This is a genomic window from Enterobacter sp. SA187, from assembly GCF_001888805.2.
Lineage (GTDB): Bacteria > Pseudomonadota > Gammaproteobacteria > Enterobacterales > Enterobacteriaceae > Enterobacter_D.
The window spans coordinates 3,842,790-3,866,972 of record NZ_CP019113.1 but is presented as its reverse complement, the minus strand read 5'-3'; the positions used below and the strand labels follow the sequence as shown (position 1 = coordinate 3,866,972).

Below are 24,183 nucleotides of genomic sequence, written 5' to 3'. Positions count from 1 at the left end.
TCTGAATGTCTTCCAGCACACATCGCCTGAAAGACTAGTCAGGATGATGGTGATGGTGGTGGTTAAATTGAACGCGTGTCATAAATTTTCTCGATGAATGAATATTCAACTGCTTGCGATTAACCTAAACCAGTTTAGCCCTGTAAGGCAAGGGCTTTTTTCCATCATTAAATCATTTCATATTGATTCTATGAATTGTCAGTTCTCTCACCCTGGCGTAGCCTTACTGCAGATGCGTGAACGTCAGGAGAAAGGCATGAAGAAGGTGGCAATTGTCGGACTGGGCTGGCTGGGGATGCCGCTGGCATTAGCGCTGTCGGCGCGGGGCTGGCAGGTAACCGGCAGTAAAACAACTCAGGACGGCGTTGAGGCCGCGCGCATGTGCGGCATTGACAGCTATCTGCTGCAACTCACCCCGGAGCTGATGTGCGACACCGACGATCTCGACGCCCTGATGAACGTCGACGCGCTGGTTATTACACTACCTGCCCGCCGCAGCGGGCCAGGGGACGAATTCTATATGCAGGCGATGCAGGAAATTGTCGACAGCGCGCTGGCGCACCGCATCCCGCGTATTATCTTTACCAGCTCCACCTCGGTCTACGGCGACGTTGCCGGTACGGTAAAAGAGGACAGTCCTCGCCAGCCGGTGACCGCCAGCGGGCGCGTTCTCAAAGATCTGGAAGACTGGCTGCATAATCTGCCGGGCACCTCGGTGGACATCCTTCGTCTGGCGGGGCTGGTGGGGCCGGGGCGTCATCCGGGCCGCTTCTTTGCCGGTAAAACCGCGCCCAACGGTCAGCATGGCGTCAATCTCGTCCATCTGGATGATGTCGTCGCCGCAATCACCCTTTTGTTGCAGGCTCCAAAAGGCGGGCACATCTATAATATCTGTGCGCCTGCCCACCCGGCGCGATCGACATTTTATCCCGCCATGGCACGGCAGCTGGATCTGCCGGTGCCGCAGTTTCATGATGCGCCGACTGCTGACAAAGGCAAAATCGTTGACGGCAGCCGCATCACCAAAGAGCTGGGATTTGACTATCAATACCCCGATCCGCTGCTCATGCCGATGGACACGGCGACTGGCAGGGATTGACTGGTCGCACACCCTGAGGGGGCGAGCATGAAACCATTGCTGGATGTGCTGGTGATCCTGGATGCGCTGGAAAAAGAGGGCAGCTTTGCAGCAGCCTCCGCAAAGCTCTATAAAACGCCCTCTGCGCTGAGTTACACCGTGCATAAGCTGGAGAGCGATCTGAATATTCAGTTGCTCGACCGCAGCGGGCACCGGGCGAAATTCACCCGCACCGGACAGATGCTGCTGGAGAAAGGGCGCGACGTACTACACGCCGTCCGGGAACTGGAAAAGCAGGCGGTGAAGCTTCATCAGGGCTGGGAAAGCCAGCTGGTGATAGGCGTTGACGACACCTTCCCGTTTTCCTTGTTGTTACCGCTTATTGACGCCTTTTATCGGGATCATAGTGTCACCCGTCTGAAGTTTATCAATGGCGTGCTGTCAGGCTCCTGGCAGGCGCTCATTAACGGCGAGGCCGATATCATCGTCGGCGCGCTGCATGAACCTCCTCATCTCAGCGGCTTTGGCTTTACCCGACTGGGCAGCCTTGAACAGGTTTTCGCCGTTGCCCCGCATCATCCGCTGGCGAAAGCAGCAGAGCCCATACCCCGTCATGACATCAAACGCCATCGCGCCATTGTGGTGACCAGCGGTAAGCAGGCCATGCCGGACGATCATGAAGCGATCGCGGTTTTCGATTTTAAGACTAAACTTGAGTTGCTACGGGGCGGCCTCGGCTTTGGCTGGGTACCGCGCTATCTGGCGCAGCGCTTTCTCGACAGCGGCGCGCTGATTGAAAAACGCGTCACTGACGAGGTGTCTGGGGAACCCGTCTGGCTGGGCTGGAATGAGCAAACCGCAGGCCTCGCCAGCGCGTGGTGGTGCAGGGAAATAGTGGCAAATAGTGCTATTACCGGCGTTTACAATTTTGCTGATGCCCGTCACGGCGGGCAATCGTAAAAATATTCGCATGACAGGCCTTTCACAGTCTTGTCATCGCGCCCGGATTTGGGGCAAAATACGCCGCCTGCAAAAAATGAGATTAACCGACGTTAAACGCGTCGGTTATTTTTTTTGCAATAAAAACGTCATTTAATCAAAGAGGCCGGGCTTCGTACCGGATAGATACACATTTAAAAAACGACAGTCGTTGTCGCTGAGGAAAGAAAACAGATGGGGCAATTTTTTGCATTTGCGATGGCATCTGCCGTAATGGGGGTTCACCATGTCGCATAACGTTACTCCAAAAACCTCTCGCGTGGAATTGCGTAAAACCCTTACGCTGATTCCGGTTGTTATGATGGGTCTTGCCTATATGCAGCCGATGACGCTGTTCGATACGTTCGGCATTGTCTCTGGATTGACTGATGGTCACGTCGCGACGGCTTACGCCTTTGCGCTGGTGGCGATCCTGTTCACTGCGCTCAGCTACGGTAAACTGGTTCGCCGTTTCCCGTCTGCGGGCTCCGCCTATACTTACGCCCAGAAATCCATCAGCCCGGCTGTTGGCTTTATGGTGGGCTGGTCATCGCTGCTGGACTACCTGTTCATGCCGATGATCAACATCCTGCTGGCGAAAATCTATTTCGAAGCGCTGGTGCCGAGCGTGCCATCCTGGATATTCGTAGTCGCGCTGGTAGCCTTTATGACTATCTCCAATCTGCGCAGCATCAAATCAGTGGCGAACTTCAACACCCTGATCGTGATCCTGCAGATGGGGATTGTGGCGGCTATCATTGGCCTGATCGTCTATGGCGTGGCGCACGGTGAAGGCGCAGGTACGCTGACCAGCACCCGTCCGTTCTGGTCCGAAGGCGCGCACGTGGTGCCGATGATCACCGGCGCAACCATCCTGTGCTTCTCGTTCCTGGGCTTCGATGGTATCTCTTCGCTGTCTGAAGAAACGAAAGACGCCGAGCGCGTGATCCCGCGTGCCATCTTCCTGACCGCGCTGATTGGCGGCCTGGTGTTTATCGTGGCCTCTTACTTCCTGCAACTGTACTTCCCGGACATCTCGCGCTTTAAAGATCCGGATGCGTCACAGCCGGAAATCATGCTCTACGTGGCGGGTAAAACCTTCCAGTTCGGCGTGCTGATTTTCTCCACCATCACCGTACTGGCATCCGGTATGGCAGCGCATGCTGGCGTATCCCGTCTGATGTACGTGATGGGCCGTGACGGCGTGTTCCCGACCCGTTTCTTCGGTTACGTGCATCCGAAATGGCGTACTCCGGCATGGAACGTGCTGCTGGTGGGCGCGATTGCGCTGCTGGCGATTAACTTCGACCTGGTGACCGCGACGGCGCTGATTAACTTTGGTGCGCTGGTGGCCTTCACCTTCGTTAACCTGTCGGTGATCTCCCAGTTCTGGATCCGTGAAAAGCGTAACAAAACGCTGAAAGATCACTTCAACTACCTGGTGCTGCCAATGTGTGGCGCGCTGACGGTAGGCGCACTGTGGCTGAATCTGGAAGAAAGCTCCATGATCCTTGGCCTCATCTGGGGCGCTATCGGTCTGCTGTATCTGGCCTGCGTGACTAAAAGCTTCCGCAATCCGGTTCCGCAGTACGAAGATATCCCGCAGTAAAAGCAGCACCCGCTAAATGACGTATAAAAAAACCGGAGGTTAACGCCTCCGGTTTTTTGCTTTCTGTACCGCCCTCAGAAGAGGGAGGTCAGACAATGTCCTGCACATACTGGAACAGCGCTTTCAGTAACGCCTGCTTCTCAGCGTCTCCTTCATGCTGGCTGTAGAGCATTTCCAGCTCCTGCACCCACGCCTGCAAAAATTCCTCTGTGAAGATACTCTGCCGGTGCGCATGCCAGCGCTGCTGCTCCGCCTCATCCAGCGTGCCGGGGTAGTTACGCGCCCGGTAGTTAAACAGCAGCTTTTCGATGCGTTTATCAGCAAAAGTAATATCCAGCGCCGGCAGATTACGCGGATCGGTTTCCAGCACAATCTTCATCGCGGCGCGATCGGCATCGCTGAAAAACCCGTTATACAACTGGGTATCGACGTTTTCCGACGGCACAAAAGGCTCGGCGTCGGCGAAAATCGCCACCACTTTTTCCCGCACCTGCGGGTTTTCACGCAGTAGTTTAAGGTTGTCGAGACAGTGCTGGCGGTTAATCCCCAGTCGGTCAGCGTCGGCGGCGCGCAGCGTATTGGCCTGCGCCAGCACCGGGCACTTATTCAGATGCACCAGCTTCACCGGCACGGCGGCGTCATCGCCAAGATCGTCTTTCGCGGTGTAAAGCCGCTCACGCAGCGCATCGGCCTCAAGGGTTAACAGCGGCGACATATCCCCGGCGAGATCAACCATAATCACCGCATTGCGGTTCTCAGGATGCCAGGCCAGCGGGGCCACCCAGCTGGTATTGCCGCGCCACGCGCCAAACATCCCGGAGACATGCACCAGCGGCGTCATCTGCGGCACATCAATCAGCGCCGTCAGTTTATGTTTACTGCGATGCTCATAAAGATACTGGAACAGCTTCGGCTGCTTCGCCTTCACCAGCTGCGCCATGGCGATGGTCGCGTAGACGTCCGCCATCGCGTCATGGGCATTACTGTGCTCAATGCCGTTGGCGCGGGTCAGGTGCTCCAGGCGGAAGCTCGGCAGCCCGTCGTCGTTTTCCGGCCAGTTGATGCCGTCGGGACGCAGGGCATAGCAGGCGCGCATCACATCCAGCAGATCCCAGCGGGAATTGTGATTCTGCCAGCTCCAGGCATAGGGATCGTAAAAGTTGCGATAGAAAATATTGCGCGTCACTTCATCGTCGAAGCGCACATTGTTGTAGCCCACCACACAGGTTTCCGGCACCGTAAAAAGGGCGTGGATACGCCTGGCGAAGGTGGCTTCGTTATCGCCTTTCGCCAGCGCGATCTGCGGTGTGATCCCGGTGATCAGCACCGCCTGCGGCTGGGGCAGGTAATCATCAGCCGGCTTGCAGTAAAAGACCTCCGGCTCGCCGATAACGTTAAAATCCGCATCGGTTCGCAAAGCGGCGAACTGCGCGGGGCGATCCAGCGCCGGGCTGGTGCCGAAGGTTTCGTAATCGTGAAATAAAAAAGTTGGCTGCGGAGCGGAATCAGACACCAGTGAGTTCATCCTGTTTTGAAGTGACCTGTCTATGGTAAACCATCCCGCCGCTTCTTCCGACATAAATGCCATCCGGCTGCTGATTTTGCGAGCAATCATCCAGACTCCGCGCGCCACTGTCACATTTCTTTGCAATTAAACGGAGTAACGACATAAGAAATTCCGTAAAAAGGTCAGCCATTTACCTGAATCAGAGGATCTCCCGTTGAAACGCCGTTTGTTTATTGCCGCATCATGTATTGCTGTTTGCGTGAATTCTGCGCTGGCTGCCGATTTACCCGTCACCCCTCAGCCACCGCAAATCCAGGCCGCGTCCTGGGTTTTAATGGATTACACCACCGGCCAGGTATTAACCGCGGGCAATGAACATCAACAGCGCAACCCGGCCAGCCTGACCAAGCTGATGACCGGCTACGTTGTCGATCGCGCCATTGACAGCCACCGCATCACCCCGGACGAGGTGGTAACGGTCGGTCCGGACGCCTGGGCGAAAGGCAATCCGGTGTTTGACGGCTCCTCGCTGATGTTTATCAAACCGGGCGACCGCGTCACGGTGCGCGATCTCAGCCGCGGGCTGATCGTCGATTCCGGCAATGACGCCTGCGTGGCGCTGGCGGATCATGTGGCGGGCGGCCAGCCGCAGTTTGTGAAGATGATGAACGATTACGTGCAGAAGCTGCACCTGCGCGACACCCATTTTGAAACCGTGCACGGCCTCGATGCGCCGGGGCAGCACAGCTCCGCCTGGGATCTGGCGGTGCTCTCCCGCGCTATTATCCACGGCGAACCGCAGTTTTATCATATGTACAGTGAGAAAAGCCTGACGTGGAACGGGATCACCCAGCAGAACCGCAACGGCCTGTTGTGGGATAAATCCCTTAACGTGGATGGCCTGAAAACCGGCCACACTTCCGGCGCAGGCTTCAACATTGTCGCCTCTGCCGTTGACGGCCAGCGCCGCCTGATTTCAGTGATCATGGGTGCCGACAGTCCGAAAGGACGCGAAGACCAGGCGCGTAAACTGCTGCACTGGGGCCAGCAGAATTTTGATACGGTGCAGGTGCTGCGCCAGGGGCAGAAGGTCGGCAGCGAGCGCATCTGGTTCGGCGATAAGAAACAGGTGGCGGTCGGCACCGGACAGGATTTCTGGCTGGCGCTGCCCAAATCGGAAGTGCCTTACATTAAGGCAAAATACACCCTGACCAACAAAGATTTACAGGCGCCGATAGCGGCGCATCAGCAGGTGGGGGAGATCGCGCTTTACGATCGCGACAAAGTCATCGCCCACTGGCCGCTGTACACCCTGGAGAGCGTGGGTAAGGGCGGGGTATTCTCGCGCATAAACGACTGGTTCCATCATTAATCTTAAGCATTCAGCTGACTGACTGGCGAGTATGCGAGCCTGCTCGCATACTGACAAACTGGTGGGTGTAGAGTGATTTTGCATCATTTATAGTGTGTATCCATACAGTTAAATTCGTCGGAGGCAGCAATGGACTATCAAATCAAAGACGTTGATTCGCGTAAGATTGCCGGTTTTCATCTGGTGGGGCCGTGGGAAAAAACCGTAAAGCAGGGCTTCGAACAGCTGACCCTGTGGGTGAAGAGTAAGCAGCTGCAGCCCCTGGAGTGGATCGCGGCCTATTACGACAATCCCGATGAAGTACCAGCTGAAAAGCTGCGTGCCGATGTGGTGATCGCGGTGGATGAAGACTTTGTCCTGCCGGAAAACAGCGAAGGTGTGATGCTCACCGAACTGCCCGGCGGCGCTTATGCGGTAGCCCGCGCGCGCGTTGAAAACGAGGATTTCCAGCAGGCCTGGGACGGATTCTTCGACACGCTGTTAGCGGATCAGAATTACCAGATTGCACGGGGTCCGTGCTTTGAGATCTATCTTAATGTCGACAGCGGCGAAGGGCACTGGGAGATCGACATGCATATCCCCGTCGAGCCAAAAGTGCTCTGACGGCGTTTTGGCCCAGCCTTCAGAATTGATCCTGGAGGCGTTTATGGCGCGACTGGCGAGTAAATCGTCATTTTTGCCATCATTCAGGCCATAACGCGGAAATCGCCTGGTAAAAAGCCGCTACAATTGCGCCTTTGTTGTTTTAGCCGGAGAACGGGTGTGCGCCCCGACAAATCACTCAGCCCTTTTGAAATTCGTCTCTACCGTCACTATCGTATTGTCCACGGGGTGCGGATCGCGCTGGCGTTTATTCTGACGTTCTTACTGGTGCGCTTACTTCAGGTTCCCGAAGGCACATGGCCGCTGATCACGCTGGTGGTGATCATGGGGCCGATCTCTTTTCTGGGCAACGTGGTACCGCGCGCCTGGGAGCGCATCGGCGGCACTATTTTTGGCTCGGCGCTGGGGCTGGTGGCGTTAAAGCTGGAGTTGATTTCGCTGCCGGTGATGTTGCTGTGGTGCGCGGCGGCCATGTTCCTCTGCGGCTGGCTGGCGCTCGGCAAAAAGCCCTATCAGGCGCTGCTGATTGGCATCACCCTGGCGGTGGTGGTGGGTGCCCCCGCGGGGGATATGCACACGGCGCTGTGGCGCGGGGGCGATGTCATTCTCGGTTCCCTGCTGGCGATGCTTTTTACCAGTATCTGGCCTCAGCGCGCCTTTATCCACTGGCGCATTCAGATGGCGAATTATGTTACCGCCTTTAACCGAGTCTATCAGGCGGGGTTTTCACCGAACCTGGTGGAACGTCCGCGGCTGGAAAAGCACCTGCAAACCATCCTTAACGACGTGGTGAAAATGCGCGGGCTTATCACGCCCGCCAGCAAAGAGACGCGTATTCAAAAATCCATCTTTGAGGCGATCCAGACGGTGAGCCGCAATATGGTGTGCATACTGGAGCTGCAAATCAATGCCCACTGGGCCTCGCGCGCCAGCCATATGGTGATGCTGAATGCCCATACCCTGCGTGACATGCAAAACATGACGCAGCAGACTCTGCTGACCATTGCCCATGCGCTCTACGAGGGTAACCCGCAGCCGATAGTGGCGAACAGCGAAAAGCTTAACGACATCACCCGTGAACTGCGGGAGCTTATTCAGGCGCATCAGGGAGAAACCCTGGCGGAAACGCCGATGCACGGCTATGTATGGTTAAGTATGGAACTGGCGCGTCAGCTTGAACTGCTGTCGCATTTGATTTGTCGCGCACTGCGCAAATAAGCTCCACCTGTGCAGGGGATGCGTGCGTGTTGTTTCGATTCAGCATAAATTAGGGTTATGATACCCGCAGGCACAAAAGCATTGTCATTAGCAGCCGCTGAAAGTAGTGTTGAGCCGGGGTGGGTGCTTTTACGAATCCGAATCTTATATTAGCAGGGGTGTAAAAATGGAAACTACTAAGCCTTCGTTTCAGGATGTTCTGGAATTTGTTCGTCTGTTCCGTCGTAAAAACAAACTCCAGCGTGAAATCCAGGACGTTGAGAAAAAGATCCGTGATAACCAGAAACGCGTGCTGCTGCTGGATAACCTGAGCGATTACATCAAGCCGGGCATGAGCGTTGAAGCCATCCAGGGCATCATCGCCAGCATGAAAAGCGATTACGAAGATCGCGTTGATGACTACATCATCAAAAACGCCGAGATCTCCAAAGAGCGTCGCGAGATCTCCAAAAAGCTCAAGACCATGGGTGAAATGAAAACCCACGAACCTAAAGCCGAGTAATTCCTTTGCGGTGAGGGACTCTCCCTCACCGTTCTGTTCCCCCGTCGCGCATCCGTGTAAAGTGATGACAAACCTCCACTTTTACCGGCTATCTATGATCGTTCAGTTTTCCCTTTCCCTAAGGCAAAGGCCATGACGCTGCTTGCCTGGTGTGCCGCCTGGCTGCTTGACCGCTGGCTTGGCGATCCGCCGCACTGGCCGCATCCGGTACGCTGGATCGGCACGCTCATTACGATCGTCCAGCGGCAGGTGCGCCGCCTTTGCAGGCAGGATATTACCCTGCGCATCGGCGGCGGCATCATGTGGCTGCTGGTGGTGGGGATAAGTTGGGGCGTTGCCTCTGGCGTCATCACGCTGGCAACGGCGCTGCACCCGTGGGTCGGCTGGCTGGTGGAGGTATGGATGATCTACACCATTCTGGCGACGCGTTGCCTCGACGACAGCGCCCGCGCCGTGGAAAAGGCCCTCCGTCACGGCACGCTGGAAGAAAGCCGGGAAAAACTGTCATGGATCGTCGGGCGCGACACCTCCGCACTTCAGCCTGCGCAAATCCAGCGCGCGGTGGTGGAAACCGTGGCGGAAAATACCGTCGATGGCGTGATAGCCCCGCTGTTCTTTTTACTGCTCGGCGGCGCGCCGCTGGCGATGGCCTTTAAAGCGGTGAACACCCTGGATTCGATGGTCGGCTACAAGCACGAAAAATACCGCGCCATCGGTATGGTCAGCGCGCGCATGGACGATGTGGCGAATTTTATTCCCGCCAGGCTCAGTTGGCTGCTGTTCAGCCTTGCGGCCTGGCTGTGCCGTCAGGATGCCGCCAGCGCCCTGCGGATTGGTTTCCGGGATCGCCGTAATCACAGCAGCCCCAACTGCGCCTGGCCGGAAGCCACGGTCGCCGGTGCGCTGGGTATTCGCCTGGGCGGTCCGAATAACTATTTTGGTCAGCGGGTAGACAAACCCTGGATTGGCGACGCGCGTCGTGAGATCCATGTGGATGACATTCCCCGCGCCGTACAACTGATGTGGGTCGCCTCTACCCTGGCGCTGGTACTGTTCGCGCTGGTGCATCTGGCGTTCTCCGGATGGCAATTATGAATCAATCACCGCAACCCTTAGCCATTATGGTGCAGGGCACCGCCTCGGATGTGGGTAAAAGTATGCTGGTCGCCGGGCTGTGCCGGATTTTCTGGCAGGACGGCCTGCGCACCGCGCCGTTCAAATCGCAGAACATGGCGCTTAATTCCGGCATCACGCCGGACGGCCACGAAATGGGTCGCGCGCAGATTTTTCAGGCGGAGGCGGCAGGTATCGAGCCTGATGTGCGCATGAACCCGGTGCTGTTAAAACCCACCGGCGACCGCCATGCGCAGATCGTGCTGATGGGTAAAGTCGCCAGCCACATGGACGCCGTCAGCTATCACGACTTCAAGCCGCAGCTGCGTGAGCAGATTATCGAGGTTTATCAGAGCCTGGCGCAGGAGTACGAGGTGCTGGTGCTGGAAGGCGCGGGCAGCCCGGCGGAGATCAACCTGCGCGACCGTGATATCGTCAACATGGGTATGGCGGAAATGGCCGCATGCCCGGTGATCCTGGTGGCGGACATCGATCGCGGCGGCGTATTTGCCGCCATCTACGGCACCCTCGCGCTGTTGCAGGAGCACGAACGCTGGCGCGTAAAAGGGGTGATCATCAATAAATTTCGCGGCGACGTGGCGCTGCTCACCTCCGGCCTGCGGCAAATTGAAGCGTTAACCGGCGTGCCTGTGCTGGGGGTGATGCCGTGGCTGGACATCGATCTGGAAGATGAAGATGGCGTGGCCCTGCAACGCGGCAAATACCGGCATACCGGCGAACGGGAGATCACCATCGCCGTGGTGCAACTGCCGCATATCTCTAACTTCACTGATTTTAACGCGCTGGCCGCGCAGCCGGACGTGCGGCTGCGGTACGTGCGTCATTCCGATGAACTGGAAAATTGCGATCTGCTGATCCTGCCGGGCAGTAAAAATACCCTGGGCGATCTGCACTGGCTGCGGGAGTGTGGGCTGGCGCAGGCGGTGGTGCAGTTACATCACGCCGGGGTGCCGGTGTTCGGCATCTGCGGCGGCTATCAGATGCTCGGCGAAACCATCACCGATGACGTGGAGTCACACATGGGCAGGCAACCGGGCTTAGGCTTCCTGCCGGTGGAGACGATCTTTGCGCCGCAGAAAACCACCACAAAAGTGACGGCGCGCAGCGGCACAACGCTTCCCGGCTGGCTGGCGGGAGCCCGCGATATGCCGCTCAGCGGCTATGAAATCCATATGGGCGACACCACGCGGCACGAAGGCTGCCGCCCGGCGCTGTGGCTGGAAAAACAGGGGCAACGCGTGGCAGATGGCGCGGTGAGCGACGACGGTCTGGTGTTTGGCACTTACCTGCACGGCCTGTTCGACAGCGATGCCTTCACCCGCGCGGTGATCAACGGCCTGCGCCAGCGCAAAAATCTGCCGCCGCTGGCGTCAGGCTTCAGCTGGCAGGATCACAAAGCGCAGCAGTTTGACCGGCTGGCGGAGGCCATGCGCAGCCATATCGACATCGAAAAAATCTACCGGATTATGCGCGAGCATAAGGAGCCAGCATGATCACCCTTGTCACCGGCGGCGCGCGCAGCGGTAAGAGCCGTCATGCGGAAACGCTGGTCAGCGCATCACCACGGGTGCTGTATATCGCCACTTCGCAGATTTTTGATGAGGAGATGGCCGCCCGGATCCAGCATCACCGTGATAGCCGCCCGGCGCACTGGCGCACCGAGGAGCGCTGGCAGCAGCTGGACGACATCATCACCCCGGATAACGATCCGCAGGAGGCGATTTTGCTGGAGTGCATCACCACGCTCATCACCAACCAGCTGTTTGCCCTGGGCGGCGACAGCAATCCCAACGGCTGGGATTATCAGGCGCTGGAAGCCAGCGTGCAGCAGCAGCTCGAGGCGCTGATTGCCGCCTGTCAGCGTTGCCCGTCGCCGGTGGTTCTGGTCACTAACGAAGTGGGGATGGGAATTGTGCCGGAAAACCGGCTGGCGAGGCATTTTCGCGATATCGCCGGGCGGGTGAATCAGCGGCTGGCGCAGGCCGCCGATGACGTCTGGCTGGTGGTGTCCGGTATTGGAGTCAAAATCAAATGAAACTCTTTCTGGCAACGCTTGCCTTTATGAGCCGCATCCCGGTGCCGGAACGCTTTATGCAGGGACTGGCGGTAGAGCAGTACGTGCGCGGTATCGTCACCTTTCCGCTGGTGGGCGTGGTGCTCGGCGCGCTTGGCGGGCTGGTGTTTATCCTGCTAGACGGCTGGTGCGGCTTCCCGCTGGCGGCGCTGTTCAGCGTGCTGGCGCTGGCGCTGCTGACCGGCGGTTTCCATCTCGACGGGCTGGCGGACACCTGTGACGGCGTATTTTCCGCCCGTACGCGGGAGCGGATGCTGGCGATCATGCGCGACAGTCGGCTGGGCACCCACGGCGGCCTGGCGCTGATCGTCGTGCTGCTGGCGAAAGTGCTGGTCATCGCCGAACTGGCCCTGCGCGATATGCCGGTGCTGACGGTGCTGATCGCCGCCTGCGCCGCCGGACGCGGTGGTTCCGTGCTGCTGATGTACGGGCATCGCTATGCCCGCGAGGAGGGACTCGGCAACCTGTTTATCGGCAAAATCAGTCTGGCGCAGACGTTGTTCACGCTGGGTATCACCGCTTTACTGGCGGCGATGCTGTTGGGCATAACGGGACTGCTGGCGCTGGCGATAACGCTCGTCGCCATTTACCTGCTCGGCCTGATGCTCAAACGCACGCTTGGCGGGCAGACCGGGGACACGCTCGGTGCCGCCATCGAACTGGGTGAAGTCATTTTTATGCTGGCGCTGCTTCGCTAGCCCGCACACTGAGAACCATCATGCAGACACTGATCGATCTATTCCCGCCGATCCCGGCTCCTGATGACGCGGCCATGGTCGCCGCACAACGGCATATCGACGGGCTGCTTAAACCACCGGGCAGCCTCGGGCGGCTGGAAGCGCTGGCGGTACAGCTCGCCGGTCTGCCGGGGCTGAAAGGCAAAACCGCGCTGCCGGATAAAGCCATTGTGGTGATGTGCGCCGATCACGGGGTCTGGCAGGAAGGGGTGACCGTCTCGCCGCAGTTTGTCACCGCAATCCAGGCCGCCAACATGACACGCAACAATACCGGCGTCTGCGTACTGGCAGCGCAGGCGGGGGCACAAGTGCTGGTGGTGGACGTGGGGATCGACAGCGATCCCATTCCCGGCATCCTCAATATGAAAATGGCGCGCGGCAGCGGCAACATCGCGGTTGGCCCGGCAATGCCCCGCGAACAGGCGCAGGCGCTGCTGCTTGACATCATCCGTTATACCCGCGAACTGGCGGCCCGGGGCGTGACGGTGTTCGGCGTCGGCGAGCTGGGTATGGCGAATACCACGCCAGCCGCGGCGATGGTCAGCGTATTTACCGGCGCGCAGCCTGAAGACGTGGTCGGCATAGGCGCGAATCTGCCGCCCTCGAAGTTGCCCCATAAAGCGGAGGTGGTCAGGCGGGCAATAGCAGTGAATCAGCCTGATGCGCAGGACGGACTGGACGTGCTGGCGAAACTGGGGGGCTACGATCTGCTGGGCATGACCGGCGTCATGCTCGGCGCGGCCTCCTGCGGCCTGCCGGTGGTGCTCGACGGTTATCTCTCTTACGCCTCGGCGCTGGCGGCCTGCCGTATCGCACCAGCGGTGAAGCCCTATCTCATTCCCTCACATTTATCGGCGGAGAAGGGCGCGAAAATCGCCCTCGCGCAGCTGGGGCTTGTGCCGTATCTGAATATGGGAATGCGGCTCGGCGAAGGCAGCGGCGCGGCGCTGGCGATGCCCCTTATCGACGCCGCCTGTGCCATGCATCACCAGATGGGTACGCTCGCTGACAGCCATATTGAGCTGCCGGAAACCTGATATACGAGCGCCGGGCATATGCCGCCCGGCATCCGTCTTTCCGATCCTCACCGCATTTATTCCGCATGCTCTGCAACAACCATCGATTTTTCTGAAGGCGCCTTCCGGCGTGACAACTGTCTGGCTGTAATGCGGCATTTTATTGTGCACATTCTCTTTTATAGGTTTGCACCTATATAACTTTTGACCTATATTATTGAGGGGCGCAGATGTGGGTAATTGAAACAACGGACAGATTCGATACCTGGTACAGCATGCAAAATGAAACCGATCGGGAATGCATTCTGGCGTCGCTGCTGGTGTTGAGGGCGAAAGGGCCGCAGCTGGCCAGGCCTTATGCAGACACCATCAAAGGTTCACGCTACGCCAATATGAAGGAGCTGCGTATCCAGAGTCGCGGCGATCCGATCCGTGCTTTTTTTGCCTTCGATGTTATGCGCACCGGGATCGTCCTGTGCGCAGGCAGTAAGGTGGGCAATGAGAAACGCTTTTATGATGTGATGCTGCCGCTTGCCGAACAAGAGTATGCCGAACATCTGAAAAAAATTAACCGTAAGGGGTAATCTGATGGGAAGAACGCTGACGCAAATTCTGGCGCAGGAAAATCCTGACGTCGTGGCAAACGCCGAAGCGCAGGCGGCGGACATTCTGCTTAATATTCATCTTGCCGAGCTGCGTGAAAAAGTGCGCAAAACCCAGAATGACATGGCGCAGGCGCTGGGCGTCAAACAGCCAACGGTGGCTGGCATGGAGAAACCAGGTCGCGATTTAAAACTTTCATCGTTAAAACGCTACGTTGAGGCGGCGGGCGGTAAGCTGCGTCTGGATATTGAGCTGCCCGACGGTTCTCATTATGGCTTCAGTCTCTGATTACCGGCCTGCCGACGGGCGTCTGTGCCCGTCATGATTGTTTATTCCGTATGCATCACGTTCAGCAAAATATCCATCAGGCCGGGAAAGCGCGCATCCAGATCCTCGCGGCGCAGGGAAATTAAATTCTCCCGCCCCTGCGGGCGCTGCCAGATCACGCCGCTGTCGCGCAGTACGCGCCAGTGGTGAGTCATGGTGGACTTGGCCACATCCCTGCGCAGCGCGCCGCACGCCTGTTCGCCCTCATCAGCCAGGGTTTTCACAATGTCCAGCCGCAGGGGATTGCCCAGCGCGAAAAGCACATTTTCAAGGCGGATTTGTTCACGTTCAGGGTGATTGGCGATCATAGCGCTCCGTAATGGTCAGACAAAGGGTACAGCAGGCCGGATAATATACTGGAAGGCTGCGGGCAATACCACGCGCCAGGCGCACCAGATTATCAACTATAACTATAGCTAAAATAGTTCGAATATACTCGTACAATTGGACTATGATGATCCTGGTTAACTCCCGCGACCATGCCGGTCGCTTACTGTCAAACTGACTAAGGACGCATCATGCCCCGACCCATCCCCCTTGAACGCTATCGTAATATTGGTATTTCTGCCCATATCGATGCGGGGAAAACCACCACTACCGAACGTATCCTGTTTTACACCGGCGTGAGCCACAAACTGGGTGAGGTTCACGATGGCGCTGCAATTACGGACTGGATGGCGCAGGAGCAGGAGCGCGGGATCACCATTACCTCAGCGGCCGTCAGCTGTTTCTGGCCCGGCATGGATCACAGCTTTGAACCGCACCGCATCAATATTATCGACACCCCGGGGCACGTTGATTTCACGATAGAAGTGGAGCGATCCATGCGCGTGCTCGACGGTGCGGTTATGGTCTATGACTCGGTGGGCGGCGTACAGCCGCAATCGGAAACCGTCTGGCGGCAGGCCAACAAATACCATGTGCCGCGTCTTGCCTTTGTGAACAAAATGGATCGCCCCGGCGCAGATTTCTTCCGCGTGGTGCAGATGATGATCGACCGCCTGAAAGCGAATCCGGTGCCGATTGTCATCCCCATCGGCAGCGAAGAGCACTTCAGCGGCGTGGTCGATTTGATCAAAATGCGCGCCATTGTATGGGACGACGCTACCCAGGGCATGACCTTCAGCTATGCGCCGGTACCGGACGATTTACTGGCAACCGCGCAGCAGTGGCGGGAAAAAATGGTCTCGGCGGCGGCAGAAGCCACCGAAACCCTGATGGATCGCTATCTGGAAAGCGGCGATCTCAGCGAAGCGGAGATCATCGTCGGGTTGCGCGCCCGCACCGTCGCAGGTGAGATCCAGCCGATGCTCTGCGGCAGCGCCTTTAAAAACAAAGGCGTACAGCGCATGCTTGATGCGGTGGTTGAACTGATGCCATCGCCGCTGGATATTCCCGCCATCAAAGGCGTGGATGAGAAGGGCGACACCATCGAACGTCATGCGGACGACAATGAACCCTTCTCGGCGCTGGCGTTCAAGCTGATGACTGACCCCTACGTCGGGCAGTTGACCTTTATCCGCGTCTATTCCGGCGTGCTGAAAAAAGGCGACGCGGTGTACAACCCGGTGAAAGGCAAAAAAGAGCGCATCGGCCGCATCGTGCAGATGCAGGCCAATGACCGGCTGGAAGTGGACGAGCTGCGGGCAGGCGATATCGCCGCCTGCGTCGGGCTTAAAGACGTGACCACCGGCGATACCCTGACCGATCCGGCGGCGGTGATCACTCTTGAGCGCATGGAGTTCCCGGACCCGGTGATCTCGCTGGCCATTGAGCCGAAGACCAAAGCGGATCAGGAAAAAATGGGTATTGCCCTGCAACGACTGGCTTCGGAAGATCCGTCGTTCCGTCTGCACACCGACGAAGAGTCCGGGCAGACCATTATTTCCGGTATGGGCGAGCTGCATCTCGAGATCATTGTTGACCGCATGAAACGTGAATTCGGCGTTGAGGCGAACATCGGTCGCCCGCAGGTGACCTACCGCGAAACGCTGCGCAAAACGGTGAAAGAGGTGGAAGGCAAGTTTGTGCGCCAGTCCGGCGGCAAAGGCCAGTATGGTCATGTGGTGCTGACGCTGGAACCCCAGGAAGCGGGCAAGGGCTTCGTTTTTGAAGACGCCACCAAAGGCGGCGTGGTACCACGGGAATACATTCCGTCGGTGGAAAAGGGCATCCGTGAAGCGCTGAATAATGGGGTGCTGGCGGGCTATCCGGTGGTGGACGTGAAAGTGACGCTGACCTTTGGCTCCTATCACGACGTCGACTCTTCGGAGATGGCGTTCCGCATGGCGGCGATTTTCGGCTTTAAGGAGGGGGCGAAACGCGCTGATCCGGCGATCCTCGAACCGATGATGCATGTCGAGGTGGAAACGCCGGAAGAGTACGCCGGTAATATCATGGGCGATCTCAGCTCCCGGCGCGGTCTGGTGCAGGGCATGGAAGAGCGTTTCGGCAGCCAGATCATCCGCGCCGATGTGCCGCTGGCGGAAATGTTCGGCTACGCCACCACGCTGCGCTCAATGTCACAGGGACGGGCGACTTACAGCATGGAGTTCCACCACTATGCTGAAGCGCCGCGCAACGTGGCGGAGGCGATTATCGCCAGCCGCGCGAAGTGATGGCGCTTAAGCCGTAAAATAAATCCCCGCCATGCACCATGGCGGGGATTTTTCGCTGTGCTCTGCCGTCCGTACGTTATCTGCGAAACGTCTTAATACTTGTTACAACGCCACCTGGCAGCATCCATAATTGTCTTTTACTGTTAAAGCTCCTCCACTGTGAAAAGGATGGGTTATGAGCACCGCTCCGGAAACAGATTTCACTAACGATTTGTCAGGGTTTGTTGGCACACATATGGCGTCCCTTTTATCGTTTTTTCATTCGCGGCAGACTATGTTTGCCTCACGGGGGCTTTATGACTGATAAAATTGCAGGGCGTTGTCATTGCGGAACAGTGCGATTCGCCGTTGAATTATCCGATGGCTTTAATACGATTCGCCGGTGCAACTGCTCTTTATGCCGGATGCGGGGGGCGGTGGCTGTCTCCGCTCAGCTCGCAGGACTGGAGATATTAAGCGGCAAAGACGTCTTAACCGAATACCGTTTTAATACCCGACAAGCGGCGCATTATTTTTGCTCCATCTGTGGCATTTATACCTTCCATCAACGGCGATCTAATCCTGAGCAGTATGGCATCAACGTTGCCTGTCTGGAGGGGGTATCTCCCTTTGATTTTGAAACCGTGCAAGTGATGGACGGTATTACTCATCCTGCCGATGGCGGTGGTGGGGTGGCGGGTATTCTTAGATTTAATAAATTAGGAACATGAATTAGAGGGGCGAAGTTAAATGGTTAATTATGAAATTCATCCCCAGGACAATCTACTCGAACAAACATGATAAAAAACCGCTGATAGCACACATATGGCGTCGTCAGCGGATCCTTTTCCTGAATTATGCTCCGGCTTTTATCATCTTATCTTTGAGCTTTTCTCCAATTTCACTGGCTGAAGGTTCAGCATCTGGATCCTTTGAAAAAATCTCAACGAGTACAGCAATGTAGGCTTCTCCCAGTGCAATAGTTATTGCGCTGGCAGTGGCTGCAGAGATTGCGCCACCAGCAATGGTTCCAAACCCTGGAAAGCATTTTAAAATGTTAACCACAACAGTACGTCCTAAAAACGTTGCTCCGCCTACACCTATTGCAGAAGCAACCAGAGTGCTAAGTGTTCCTTTCGATAGCTCCAGACCGAAGACGGATGTAATGCCCGCTATCATGCCAATCTGAATAGGGGCAAGAATGGCAGCATCTGAAAACGGTATTGGGCTTGCGCCTGCAGCAGCGGCTGCCGTAGCAGCACCAGCTACTATTTTATGTGCCTGAGTTTTCCTGTAATTGATGTTGGCTCTTTGTGCCGCCGCCAGAGCCCTTCGCTTTCCCTCAGGAATAACCTCTGAGGTCAGTTCTATCAGGCTTTCTAGCCCCATAGCCTTGATGATATGCCCATCATCCATCTCTTCCTCAATAGCTCTGACACGGATAACGTTTTTCACTTCCGGAAGTAAGCTCTGCACTTCATTTTTGAACCCATTATCACTTCTTGCTTTCGTAATCACTGCAATAACTGGCATATGTTGGGACAGCATATTATGCAAATCGACTTCAGCCTGCTCAACGCGACGTCCATCTTCTTGTATGCATAGCCATGCAACATGAATATGCCGGTTTGTATCTCTGTCTGAGGCTCGCTCTTTAATCAGCTTTTCAAGATCAGATTGTGTTTCCTGGAACTGCGACATTTCCAGCCCCCTGGTATCAAAAATTGTAAGTGGAACACCCTCTTTTGTTATTTCTCTTGTATTTTGGGTAACTGGTCGTCCCTGTCCTGTTTCTGCCATTTTTTGCTGAAAAACAGAGTTTATTAGCGTGCTTTTCCCCACCCCTGATCGACCAGCAATGAGTATAGAAATTTTCCCTCTTTCAGTGGTAGCTTTATTGATGGCCTCTTTCAAAATATTATCAATGTTTTCCATGAGTTATCCTTTGCTGGTATGCATTATTGATGCTTTGAATATTGTCAATATGAAGGTTGGTTGTATTTTATTTTATTAAAAGTGCCAGAATCTTGTTAGGCATCCAGGATGAAGACACTTTTTTAGCATGTAAATATTATACTGCTAGTATCTTGCAAATGTTAATGAATTACAATGGGTTAATGGCAAAATCTATGGGCTATATTGTATAAATCTCTAAGCAGTAGATAACACTTTCACAAGAAAATTTGCATAGTCAGCAGTGCATACTGGCTTTAATACAGCAAGACAGGTGTTATTGCATACTTCTTTTCTTTTACTGAAAATTTAACTTAATGCAGCATATTATTTTGAATAAAACAAAAACCTTATATTTACAGTCTGGTGCAAGTAAGACTTTTCCATCTGCCGCATTTTAATTATGCTGTATTATTGCCTTCACTTGTCTGGGAGATATCTCATGCCGGAATACTGTTTTTATCAGAAGGGTAAACATATTGTGGTGCTGGAAAGAACGGACGCCCGGGGCGCGTTACCGTTGTCTGAGCAGGGATATGAAAAGCAGTTTGAAGAAGTCAGTGCCACCGATCAAAACCATGCGCTGGCACGTCTTGCAGATATTCGCCGGGAAAAGGAGATCGATCAGCATAATTTCATCTCCGGTGCCGCCACCATGCCGTTTATCGGGCTGATGGCCGCGGCCGCCACTAAGCTATTTTGTAAAAAGTAGCCCGGATAATAACCTCTTACTGAACGGTGCCAGGCATGCTGAAAATACTGGGCAAAACGACATCCATTAACGTGCGCAAAGTGCTGTGGACCTGCGAAGAAATCAAAATGGACTATCTGCAGGAAGATTACGGCAGCGGATTTACCCCGACGGAAACGGATGAGTTCCGCGCCCTGAACCCGAATGCCATGGTGCCGGTGATCATTGACGACGATTTTGTGCTGTGGGAATCAAATTCCATCTGCCGTTATCTGGTGCGCAAAGCCGGGCGTGACGACCTGTTGCCCGGCGAACCGCGTGCCAGCGCGGATGTCGAGCGCTGGATGGACTGGCAGGCGACGGAGTTTAATAACGCCTGGCGCTATGTCTTCCCGGCGCTGGGGCGCAGGGATCCGGCCTTTAACGATCCGGCAGCCATTGCCGCAGGCATTAACCAGTGGAACCACTGTATCGGCATTCTTGAACAGCAATTACAGCGCACTCATCACTGGGTGACGGGCGAGACCTTTACCCTGGCCGATGTGGTGCTCGGGCTGTCGGTAAACCGCTGGAAAATGACGCCGTTCGCAAAGCCTGATGTGCCAGCCATTGAAGCCTGGTTCGCGCGGCTCAATGAACGTCCGGCGTTTTTACGCCATGGCAATAACGGGATGCTATGAGCGTACCAGGCAAGTAACCGTAAGTTCCTGTTACCATGGGGCTCTGTTTTGATCAAAATAGAAGCCCGCAGTGATGTCTGCATTTGCCTCCTCTGCCAGCCAGACAATTCCCCTGGCCGCTTCCGCCACCGTTCTGTAGCCCGTATGGCCGTTAAAATCCGTGGCGGTATAACCGGGATCAACGGCATTTACGCTGATACCCTCAGCCATCAACCCTTTAGCGAAAGCGACCGTAATGGCATTAACGGCACTTTTAGAGCTGGTATACCCCATTGCCTGCACCCGGGAGTAGGGATGATTTAAATCAGACACCCATTCCAGCGAACCCAGACCACTGCTGACCATGATGATTCTGGCATTCTGCGCGCATTTAAGCAGGGGAATAAACGCCTGGGTCACTCTGATAAGACCAAATACATTCGTATCATAGACGGCCATAATGTCATCAATAGGTTGCTCGCCAGGGGCAACATCATGCGAGCCTAAAATACCGGCATTGTTAATCAGTACATCCAGTTTACCGTCTTCATGTTGTATCCGCTGAGCGGCCTCTTTTATGCTCAGCATATTTGTCACGTCGATAATAATAAGCTGTGCGTCGATACCGTCTTTCGTCAAACTGTTCACAGCCAGTTGGCCCCGATCCTGGTCACGACTGCCCAGCCAGACCTTATATCCCAGTAAACCCAGCTCCCTGGCGGTCTCAAAACCAATACTTTTGTTTGCGCCAGTGATAAGAACGTTTTTGTTTTTCATGTTCGCTTCCTGATGATCGGTTGTGTGTGGCTTTTTTAGTAAAAAGCGGTTTTTGTGTTTTGCATTTATAGCCTGCCTGATAGTGTTTGATAATCAGGCATAATGAGAACAGGCTGATCGACATGGCGAACAATAGCAGTGCGACGGGGATGGATAATCTGTCGGTTTTTATGGCGGTATTTAAGGAGAGGAGTTTTCGCACGGCGGCGAAGCAACTTGGCTTATCGCCATCGACAGTCAGCGAAAAAATATCCGCGCTGGAAATGAGCCTTGGCGTACCGCTTTTTACCCGCAGCACGCGAAGCGTCACGGCGACAGAGGCAGGTCAGGCGCTGGCCGGGCGTATCGCGCCCTTACTGATGGAAATGAGAGCGGCCCTCAATGATGTCACCAGTACCCGGCAATGTGTGCGCGGTGAGCTTAAGCTGAACGTGACGGGGGCCGTCATGGTGGACATTCTGCCGCCTTTGCTTGACCGTTTTCTCTCGCAACATCCGCAAATACGGGTAGAAATTATGGTCGAAGACCGTCTGGTGGATGCCATAGCCGCGGGCTGCGATGCGGGTATACGCTATGGCGAACATCTGGCGAAAGATGTCATTGCCGTCCCCATAGGTCCCAGATTACAGCGATTAGCCCTGGCGGCCGCCCCCGCGTATCTCGCATCAAAGGGCGCGATCGCTCATCCTGCCGATCTCCTTGAGCATAACTGTATACGCATGAAATTTTCGAGCGGTGCGCTGGTTCCCTGGCAGTTTGAGCGCCAGGGTGAAACCATCACTGTTGATCCGCCGGGCTATATCACTATTGGCGTTGACGGTGCCTCTGCGGCCATCGACCTTGCACGACGCGGCAAGGGCGTTATCGCCATGTTTGAAAACTGGCTACAGCCCCATTTCAACTCGCGGGATCTTGAACCCGTGTTACCGCAATGGTGGCAGCCGTTTGAAGGCCCCTGGCTCTATTTTTCCAGCAGGTTCATGTCTGCGCCGTTACGCGCCTTCATTGATTTTCTCAGAGAGGAGCGGGAAAAGGATTTGGGGGCATCCGGCTCTGCTTCATGCTGAGTAAGCAGTGGGAGAACGGCGGTCAAACTTACGTTTTAATGGCAATGTTGTGGTTTAGCAGAAAAAAAAGAAACCGTCGTCGTGACCGGTTTCTTTTAAATGTAACGCTTTCTTATTTAACGCAGGTTATCGGGGAAATTTTCCGGCAGTTCACTCGCCGCGCAGGCAATCACACTGTCATTATTCGCACCGCAGTCACGAATAAAGGTGATGGTGGCAAATTCATCAATAACTTCCGTCGGATAAGCCGGACCGGCATCACGGTACTGGTTCATCCGCGGGATATGGTCATTCTGGAAACAAACCGTTTTTTCAGGGTTATTCATTACCCAGCGCGGGAAGAAAATAGTGCCATGGAAGAGTTTATCGCCCAGGTTGGCAATTAAGCTTACATCCGTCCCGGTTGGCTCGGTCCAGGAGATTTTATAAATATTCTCACCCACGCGGACAATATAAGCACGCTGATCTTTGACCCAACGATTTCCTACCAGGCCGCTGTGAATACGGTAGTCCAGAGTTTGTTCGTTTTTGACATAAATTTCGTAGTTCCAGCCGTTATCGTAGGTGTACACCAGATGTTTACCGACAAAACCGCTTAAATCATGTTTATCAAAGTTGCTCATATCAGGTCTCCTCTGTTCGATAAAGCCAGTCTAATGCTTTAATATTTGGATGAATAGCGCTAAATTATGATGAATTTAATCTAATAATTGAATCATTATGAACAGAACCACCCTGGAACAATGGGCAATACTGGATTGTGTCTTCACCACCGGCAGCTTTGCCCGCGCCGCCGAAACGCTACACCGCAGCCAGTCTTCGATTAGCTACAATCTCGCGCAACTCCAGACGCTACTGGGCGTGACGTTGCTGGTGCCGGAAGGGCGCCGTACTGTATTAACCCCAACCGGGGCCACGCTGCTGAGCCAGGTACGCCCACTCCTGAAAACGTTTAGTTATGTGGAGGCACAGGCTGCGACTTTGCAGGATGGGATGCGGTCGCAGCTTAATGTGGTGGTGGACGTTATCTATCCCCGGGAGCGCCTTTTCTCTGCCCTGCAACAATTCCAACAACGCTGGCCGCATATTCGGGTGAAGCTGACGGAAGTCACGGAAAGCATGTTCCCCTCCATGCCTGCGGTGGACGATGCTGATGTGATGATCGTGACTGACCGGCAAAATATTGCTGGCCGGGGAGAGTGGCTGATGAACGTGGATTTTATAGCCGTGGCCCATCGCGATCATCCGCTGCTGTCGGTATCCGGCCCCCTGACCGAAGCACTGCTTGGTAATTGGCCACGCATACAAATAACAGATGGCGGTGACACTGCCGCAGGGGATAGCCACAACTGGGATTTCTCTACTCTGGATGCGGCGGCAGGCGCTGTCGTGGCCGGTCTGGGATATGGCTGGCTGCCGCAGGCCTATATTCAGCAACAACTGGCGGCAGGTATACTGAAACCATTGCCCCTCAGCCACGGCACTCGCCGGGTCACGCCTTTACACATCATCCTGCGTCAGGATGTTCCGCCGGATGAACCGGTCAGTTTCCTGATATCAGCCCTGAAAATGGCGCTGGACACCACACCGCCAGCGGCGCCCCGGTAAGCACCTGGTTTCAGGCTTTACCCCTTGCGACTGAACGTCCTGATAGATATCAAACAGGCCTTCACATCTGGTC

At 55.5% G+C, this 24,183-nt stretch carries 25 protein-coding genes, 1 pseudogene and 1 other annotated feature (1 of these 27 cut by a window edge); of the genes and pseudogenes, 20 read left to right on the top strand and 6 right to left on the bottom strand.

Going from position 1 to position 24,183, the window contains the following annotated elements; genetic code table 11:
• Positions 1-59: a sequence feature (His leader region), on the bottom strand (it extends 65 nt beyond the left edge of the window).
• Positions 35-82 carry a his operon leader peptide gene (hisL, locus tag BMF08_RS18680; RefSeq protein WP_100396937.1) on the bottom strand — a complete coding sequence of 16 codons (48 nt, stop codon included), beginning with the start codon at positions 80-82 and terminating at the stop codon, positions 35-37. Its footprint overlaps the feature before it by 25 nt.
• A gap of 174 nt (positions 83-256) precedes the next feature.
• Between hisL and BMF08_RS18675 the strand changes: the two genes are divergently transcribed.
• The 3 genes and pseudogenes from BMF08_RS18675 to BMF08_RS18665 all read left to right on the top strand — a co-directional run bounded on the left by BMF08_RS18675 (position 257) and on the right by BMF08_RS18665 (position 3,665).
• On the top strand, positions 257-1,099 hold the full coding sequence (locus tag BMF08_RS18675) for an SDR family oxidoreductase (protein ID WP_072569012.1): 843 nt from the start codon (positions 257-259) through the stop codon (positions 1,097-1,099).
• Between the two features lie 27 nt (positions 1,100-1,126).
• Positions 1,127-2,014: pseudogene (locus BMF08_RS18670) on the top strand (LysR substrate-binding domain-containing protein); the annotation flags it as partial.
• A gap of 289 nt (positions 2,015-2,303) precedes the next feature.
• Entirely contained in the window at positions 2,304-3,665 is a 1,362-nt protein-coding gene (locus tag BMF08_RS18665) for an APC family permease (protein ID WP_072569010.1), read from the top strand.
• An 88-nt stretch (positions 3,666-3,753) separates the two neighbouring features.
• On the opposite strand, the gene sbcB is transcribed toward BMF08_RS18665, so the two are convergent.
• Positions 3,754-5,190, bottom strand: a complete 1,437-nt coding sequence (sbcB, locus tag BMF08_RS18660) for an exodeoxyribonuclease I (RefSeq protein WP_415877722.1) — start codon at positions 5,188-5,190, stop codon at positions 3,754-3,756.
• 196 nt (positions 5,191-5,386) lie between these two features.
• Here sbcB and dacD point away from each other — a divergent pair, with 196 nt between their 5' ends.
• From dacD to BMF08_RS18605, 11 genes are all read left to right on the top strand, one after another.
• Positions 5,387-6,544 carry a serine-type D-Ala-D-Ala carboxypeptidase DacD gene (gene dacD / locus BMF08_RS18655; protein WP_072569009.1) on the top strand — a complete coding sequence of 386 codons (1,158 nt, stop codon included), beginning with the start codon at positions 5,387-5,389 and terminating at the stop codon, positions 6,542-6,544.
• Between the two features lie 129 nt (positions 6,545-6,673).
• A complete protein-coding gene (sbmC, locus tag BMF08_RS18650) occupies positions 6,674-7,147 on the top strand; it encodes a DNA gyrase inhibitor SbmC (RefSeq protein ID WP_072569008.1) in 474 nt (157 codons plus the stop codon).
• Positions 7,148-7,306: 159 nt separating this feature from the next.
• Positions 7,307-8,365, top strand: coding sequence for an FUSC family protein (locus tag BMF08_RS18645; RefSeq protein WP_072569007.1), 1,059 nt, complete (start codon positions 7,307-7,309; stop codon positions 8,363-8,365).
• A gap of 166 nt (positions 8,366-8,531) precedes the next feature.
• Complete coding sequence (locus tag BMF08_RS18640) at positions 8,532-8,867, top strand: DUF496 family protein (RefSeq protein WP_072569006.1); 336 nt, start codon at positions 8,532-8,534, stop codon at positions 8,865-8,867.
• Between the two features lie 132 nt (positions 8,868-8,999).
• Positions 9,000-9,962, top strand: coding sequence for an adenosylcobinamide-phosphate synthase CbiB (cbiB, locus tag BMF08_RS18635; RefSeq protein ID WP_072569005.1), 963 nt, complete (start codon positions 9,000-9,002; stop codon positions 9,960-9,962).
• On the top strand, positions 9,959-11,494 hold the full coding sequence (locus BMF08_RS18630; RefSeq protein ID WP_072569004.1) for a cobyric acid synthase: 1,536 nt from the start codon (positions 9,959-9,961) through the stop codon (positions 11,492-11,494). The genes cbiB and BMF08_RS18630 overlap by 4 nt, the downstream gene beginning before the upstream one ends.
• On the top strand, positions 11,491-12,036 hold the full coding sequence (cobU, locus tag BMF08_RS18625; protein ID WP_072569003.1) for a bifunctional adenosylcobinamide kinase/adenosylcobinamide-phosphate guanylyltransferase: 546 nt from the start codon (positions 11,491-11,493) through the stop codon (positions 12,034-12,036). The genes BMF08_RS18630 and cobU overlap by 4 nt, the downstream gene beginning before the upstream one ends.
• The gene (gene cobS, locus BMF08_RS18620) at positions 12,033-12,773 is read left to right on the top strand and encodes an adenosylcobinamide-GDP ribazoletransferase (RefSeq protein ID WP_072569002.1); all 741 of its coding nucleotides are present in this window, start codon (positions 12,033-12,035) and stop codon (positions 12,771-12,773) included. Before cobU ends, cobS begins: the two co-directional genes overlap by 4 nt.
• Before the next feature lie 20 nt (positions 12,774-12,793).
• Positions 12,794-13,849 carry a nicotinate-nucleotide--dimethylbenzimidazole phosphoribosyltransferase gene (gene cobT, locus BMF08_RS18615; protein ID WP_072569001.1) on the top strand — a complete coding sequence of 352 codons (1,056 nt, stop codon included), beginning with the start codon at positions 12,794-12,796 and terminating at the stop codon, positions 13,847-13,849.
• A gap of 209 nt (positions 13,850-14,058) precedes the next feature.
• Positions 14,059-14,412 (top strand): type II toxin-antitoxin system RelE/ParE family toxin, encoded by a 354-nt coding sequence (locus BMF08_RS18610; RefSeq protein ID WP_072569000.1) that lies wholly within the window; start codon positions 14,059-14,061, stop codon positions 14,410-14,412.
• A 4-nt stretch (positions 14,413-14,416) separates the two neighbouring features.
• Entirely contained in the window at positions 14,417-14,719 is a 303-nt protein-coding gene (locus BMF08_RS18605) for a helix-turn-helix domain-containing protein (protein WP_072568999.1), read from the top strand.
• 41 nt (positions 14,720-14,760) lie between these two features.
• On the opposite strand, the gene BMF08_RS18600 is transcribed toward BMF08_RS18605, so the two are convergent.
• A complete protein-coding gene (locus BMF08_RS18600) occupies positions 14,761-15,066 on the bottom strand; it encodes an ArsR/SmtB family transcription factor (RefSeq protein ID WP_072568998.1) in 306 nt (101 codons plus the stop codon).
• Between the two features lie 210 nt (positions 15,067-15,276).
• On the opposite strand from BMF08_RS18600, the gene fusA reads away from it, so the two are divergent.
• Both fusA and BMF08_RS18590 read left to right on the top strand, forming a co-directional pair.
• Positions 15,277-17,376, top strand: a complete 2,100-nt coding sequence (fusA, locus tag BMF08_RS18595) for an elongation factor G (RefSeq protein ID WP_072568997.1) — start codon at positions 15,277-15,279, stop codon at positions 17,374-17,376.
• 296 nt (positions 17,377-17,672) lie between these two features.
• A complete protein-coding gene (locus BMF08_RS18590) occupies positions 17,673-18,086 on the top strand; it encodes a GFA family protein (protein ID WP_072568996.1) in 414 nt (137 codons plus the stop codon).
• A gap of 124 nt (positions 18,087-18,210) precedes the next feature.
• Here the strand turns inward: BMF08_RS18590 and BMF08_RS18585 are convergent, their stop codons facing one another.
• Positions 18,211-19,290, bottom strand: a complete 1,080-nt coding sequence (locus tag BMF08_RS18585; protein ID WP_072568995.1) for a YcjF family protein — start codon at positions 19,288-19,290, stop codon at positions 18,211-18,213.
• A 460-nt stretch (positions 19,291-19,750) separates the two neighbouring features.
• On the opposite strand from BMF08_RS18585, the gene BMF08_RS18580 reads away from it, so the two are divergent.
• Both BMF08_RS18580 and BMF08_RS18575 read left to right on the top strand, forming a co-directional pair.
• The gene (locus tag BMF08_RS18580; RefSeq protein ID WP_072568994.1) at positions 19,751-20,020 is read left to right on the top strand and encodes a hypothetical protein; all 270 of its coding nucleotides are present in this window, start codon (positions 19,751-19,753) and stop codon (positions 20,018-20,020) included.
• A gap of 35 nt (positions 20,021-20,055) precedes the next feature.
• Positions 20,056-20,679: a glutathione S-transferase family protein gene (locus BMF08_RS18575; RefSeq protein ID WP_072568993.1), complete on the top strand. Its 624-nt coding sequence runs from the start codon at positions 20,056-20,058 to the stop codon at positions 20,677-20,679.
• A 30-nt stretch (positions 20,680-20,709) separates the two neighbouring features.
• Here the strand turns inward: BMF08_RS18575 and BMF08_RS18570 are convergent, their stop codons facing one another.
• A complete protein-coding gene (locus BMF08_RS18570; RefSeq protein WP_072568992.1) occupies positions 20,710-21,435 on the bottom strand; it encodes an SDR family oxidoreductase in 726 nt (241 codons plus the stop codon).
• A 122-nt stretch (positions 21,436-21,557) separates the two neighbouring features.
• Here BMF08_RS18570 and BMF08_RS18565 point away from each other — a divergent pair, with 122 nt between their 5' ends.
• Positions 21,558-22,502 (top strand): LysR substrate-binding domain-containing protein, encoded by a 945-nt coding sequence (locus tag BMF08_RS18565; RefSeq protein ID WP_234007195.1) that lies wholly within the window; start codon positions 21,558-21,560, stop codon positions 22,500-22,502.
• Between the two features lie 116 nt (positions 22,503-22,618).
• On the opposite strand, the gene BMF08_RS18560 is transcribed toward BMF08_RS18565, so the two are convergent.
• Positions 22,619-23,125: a phenolic acid decarboxylase gene (locus BMF08_RS18560; protein ID WP_072568991.1), complete on the bottom strand. Its 507-nt coding sequence runs from the start codon at positions 23,123-23,125 to the stop codon at positions 22,619-22,621.
• 97 nt (positions 23,126-23,222) lie between these two features.
• Between BMF08_RS18560 and BMF08_RS18555 the strand changes: the two genes are divergently transcribed.
• On the top strand, positions 23,223-24,110 hold the full coding sequence (locus tag BMF08_RS18555) for a LysR family transcriptional regulator (protein WP_072568990.1): 888 nt from the start codon (positions 23,223-23,225) through the stop codon (positions 24,108-24,110).
• The last annotated feature ends 73 nt before the right edge of the window (positions 24,111-24,183 follow it).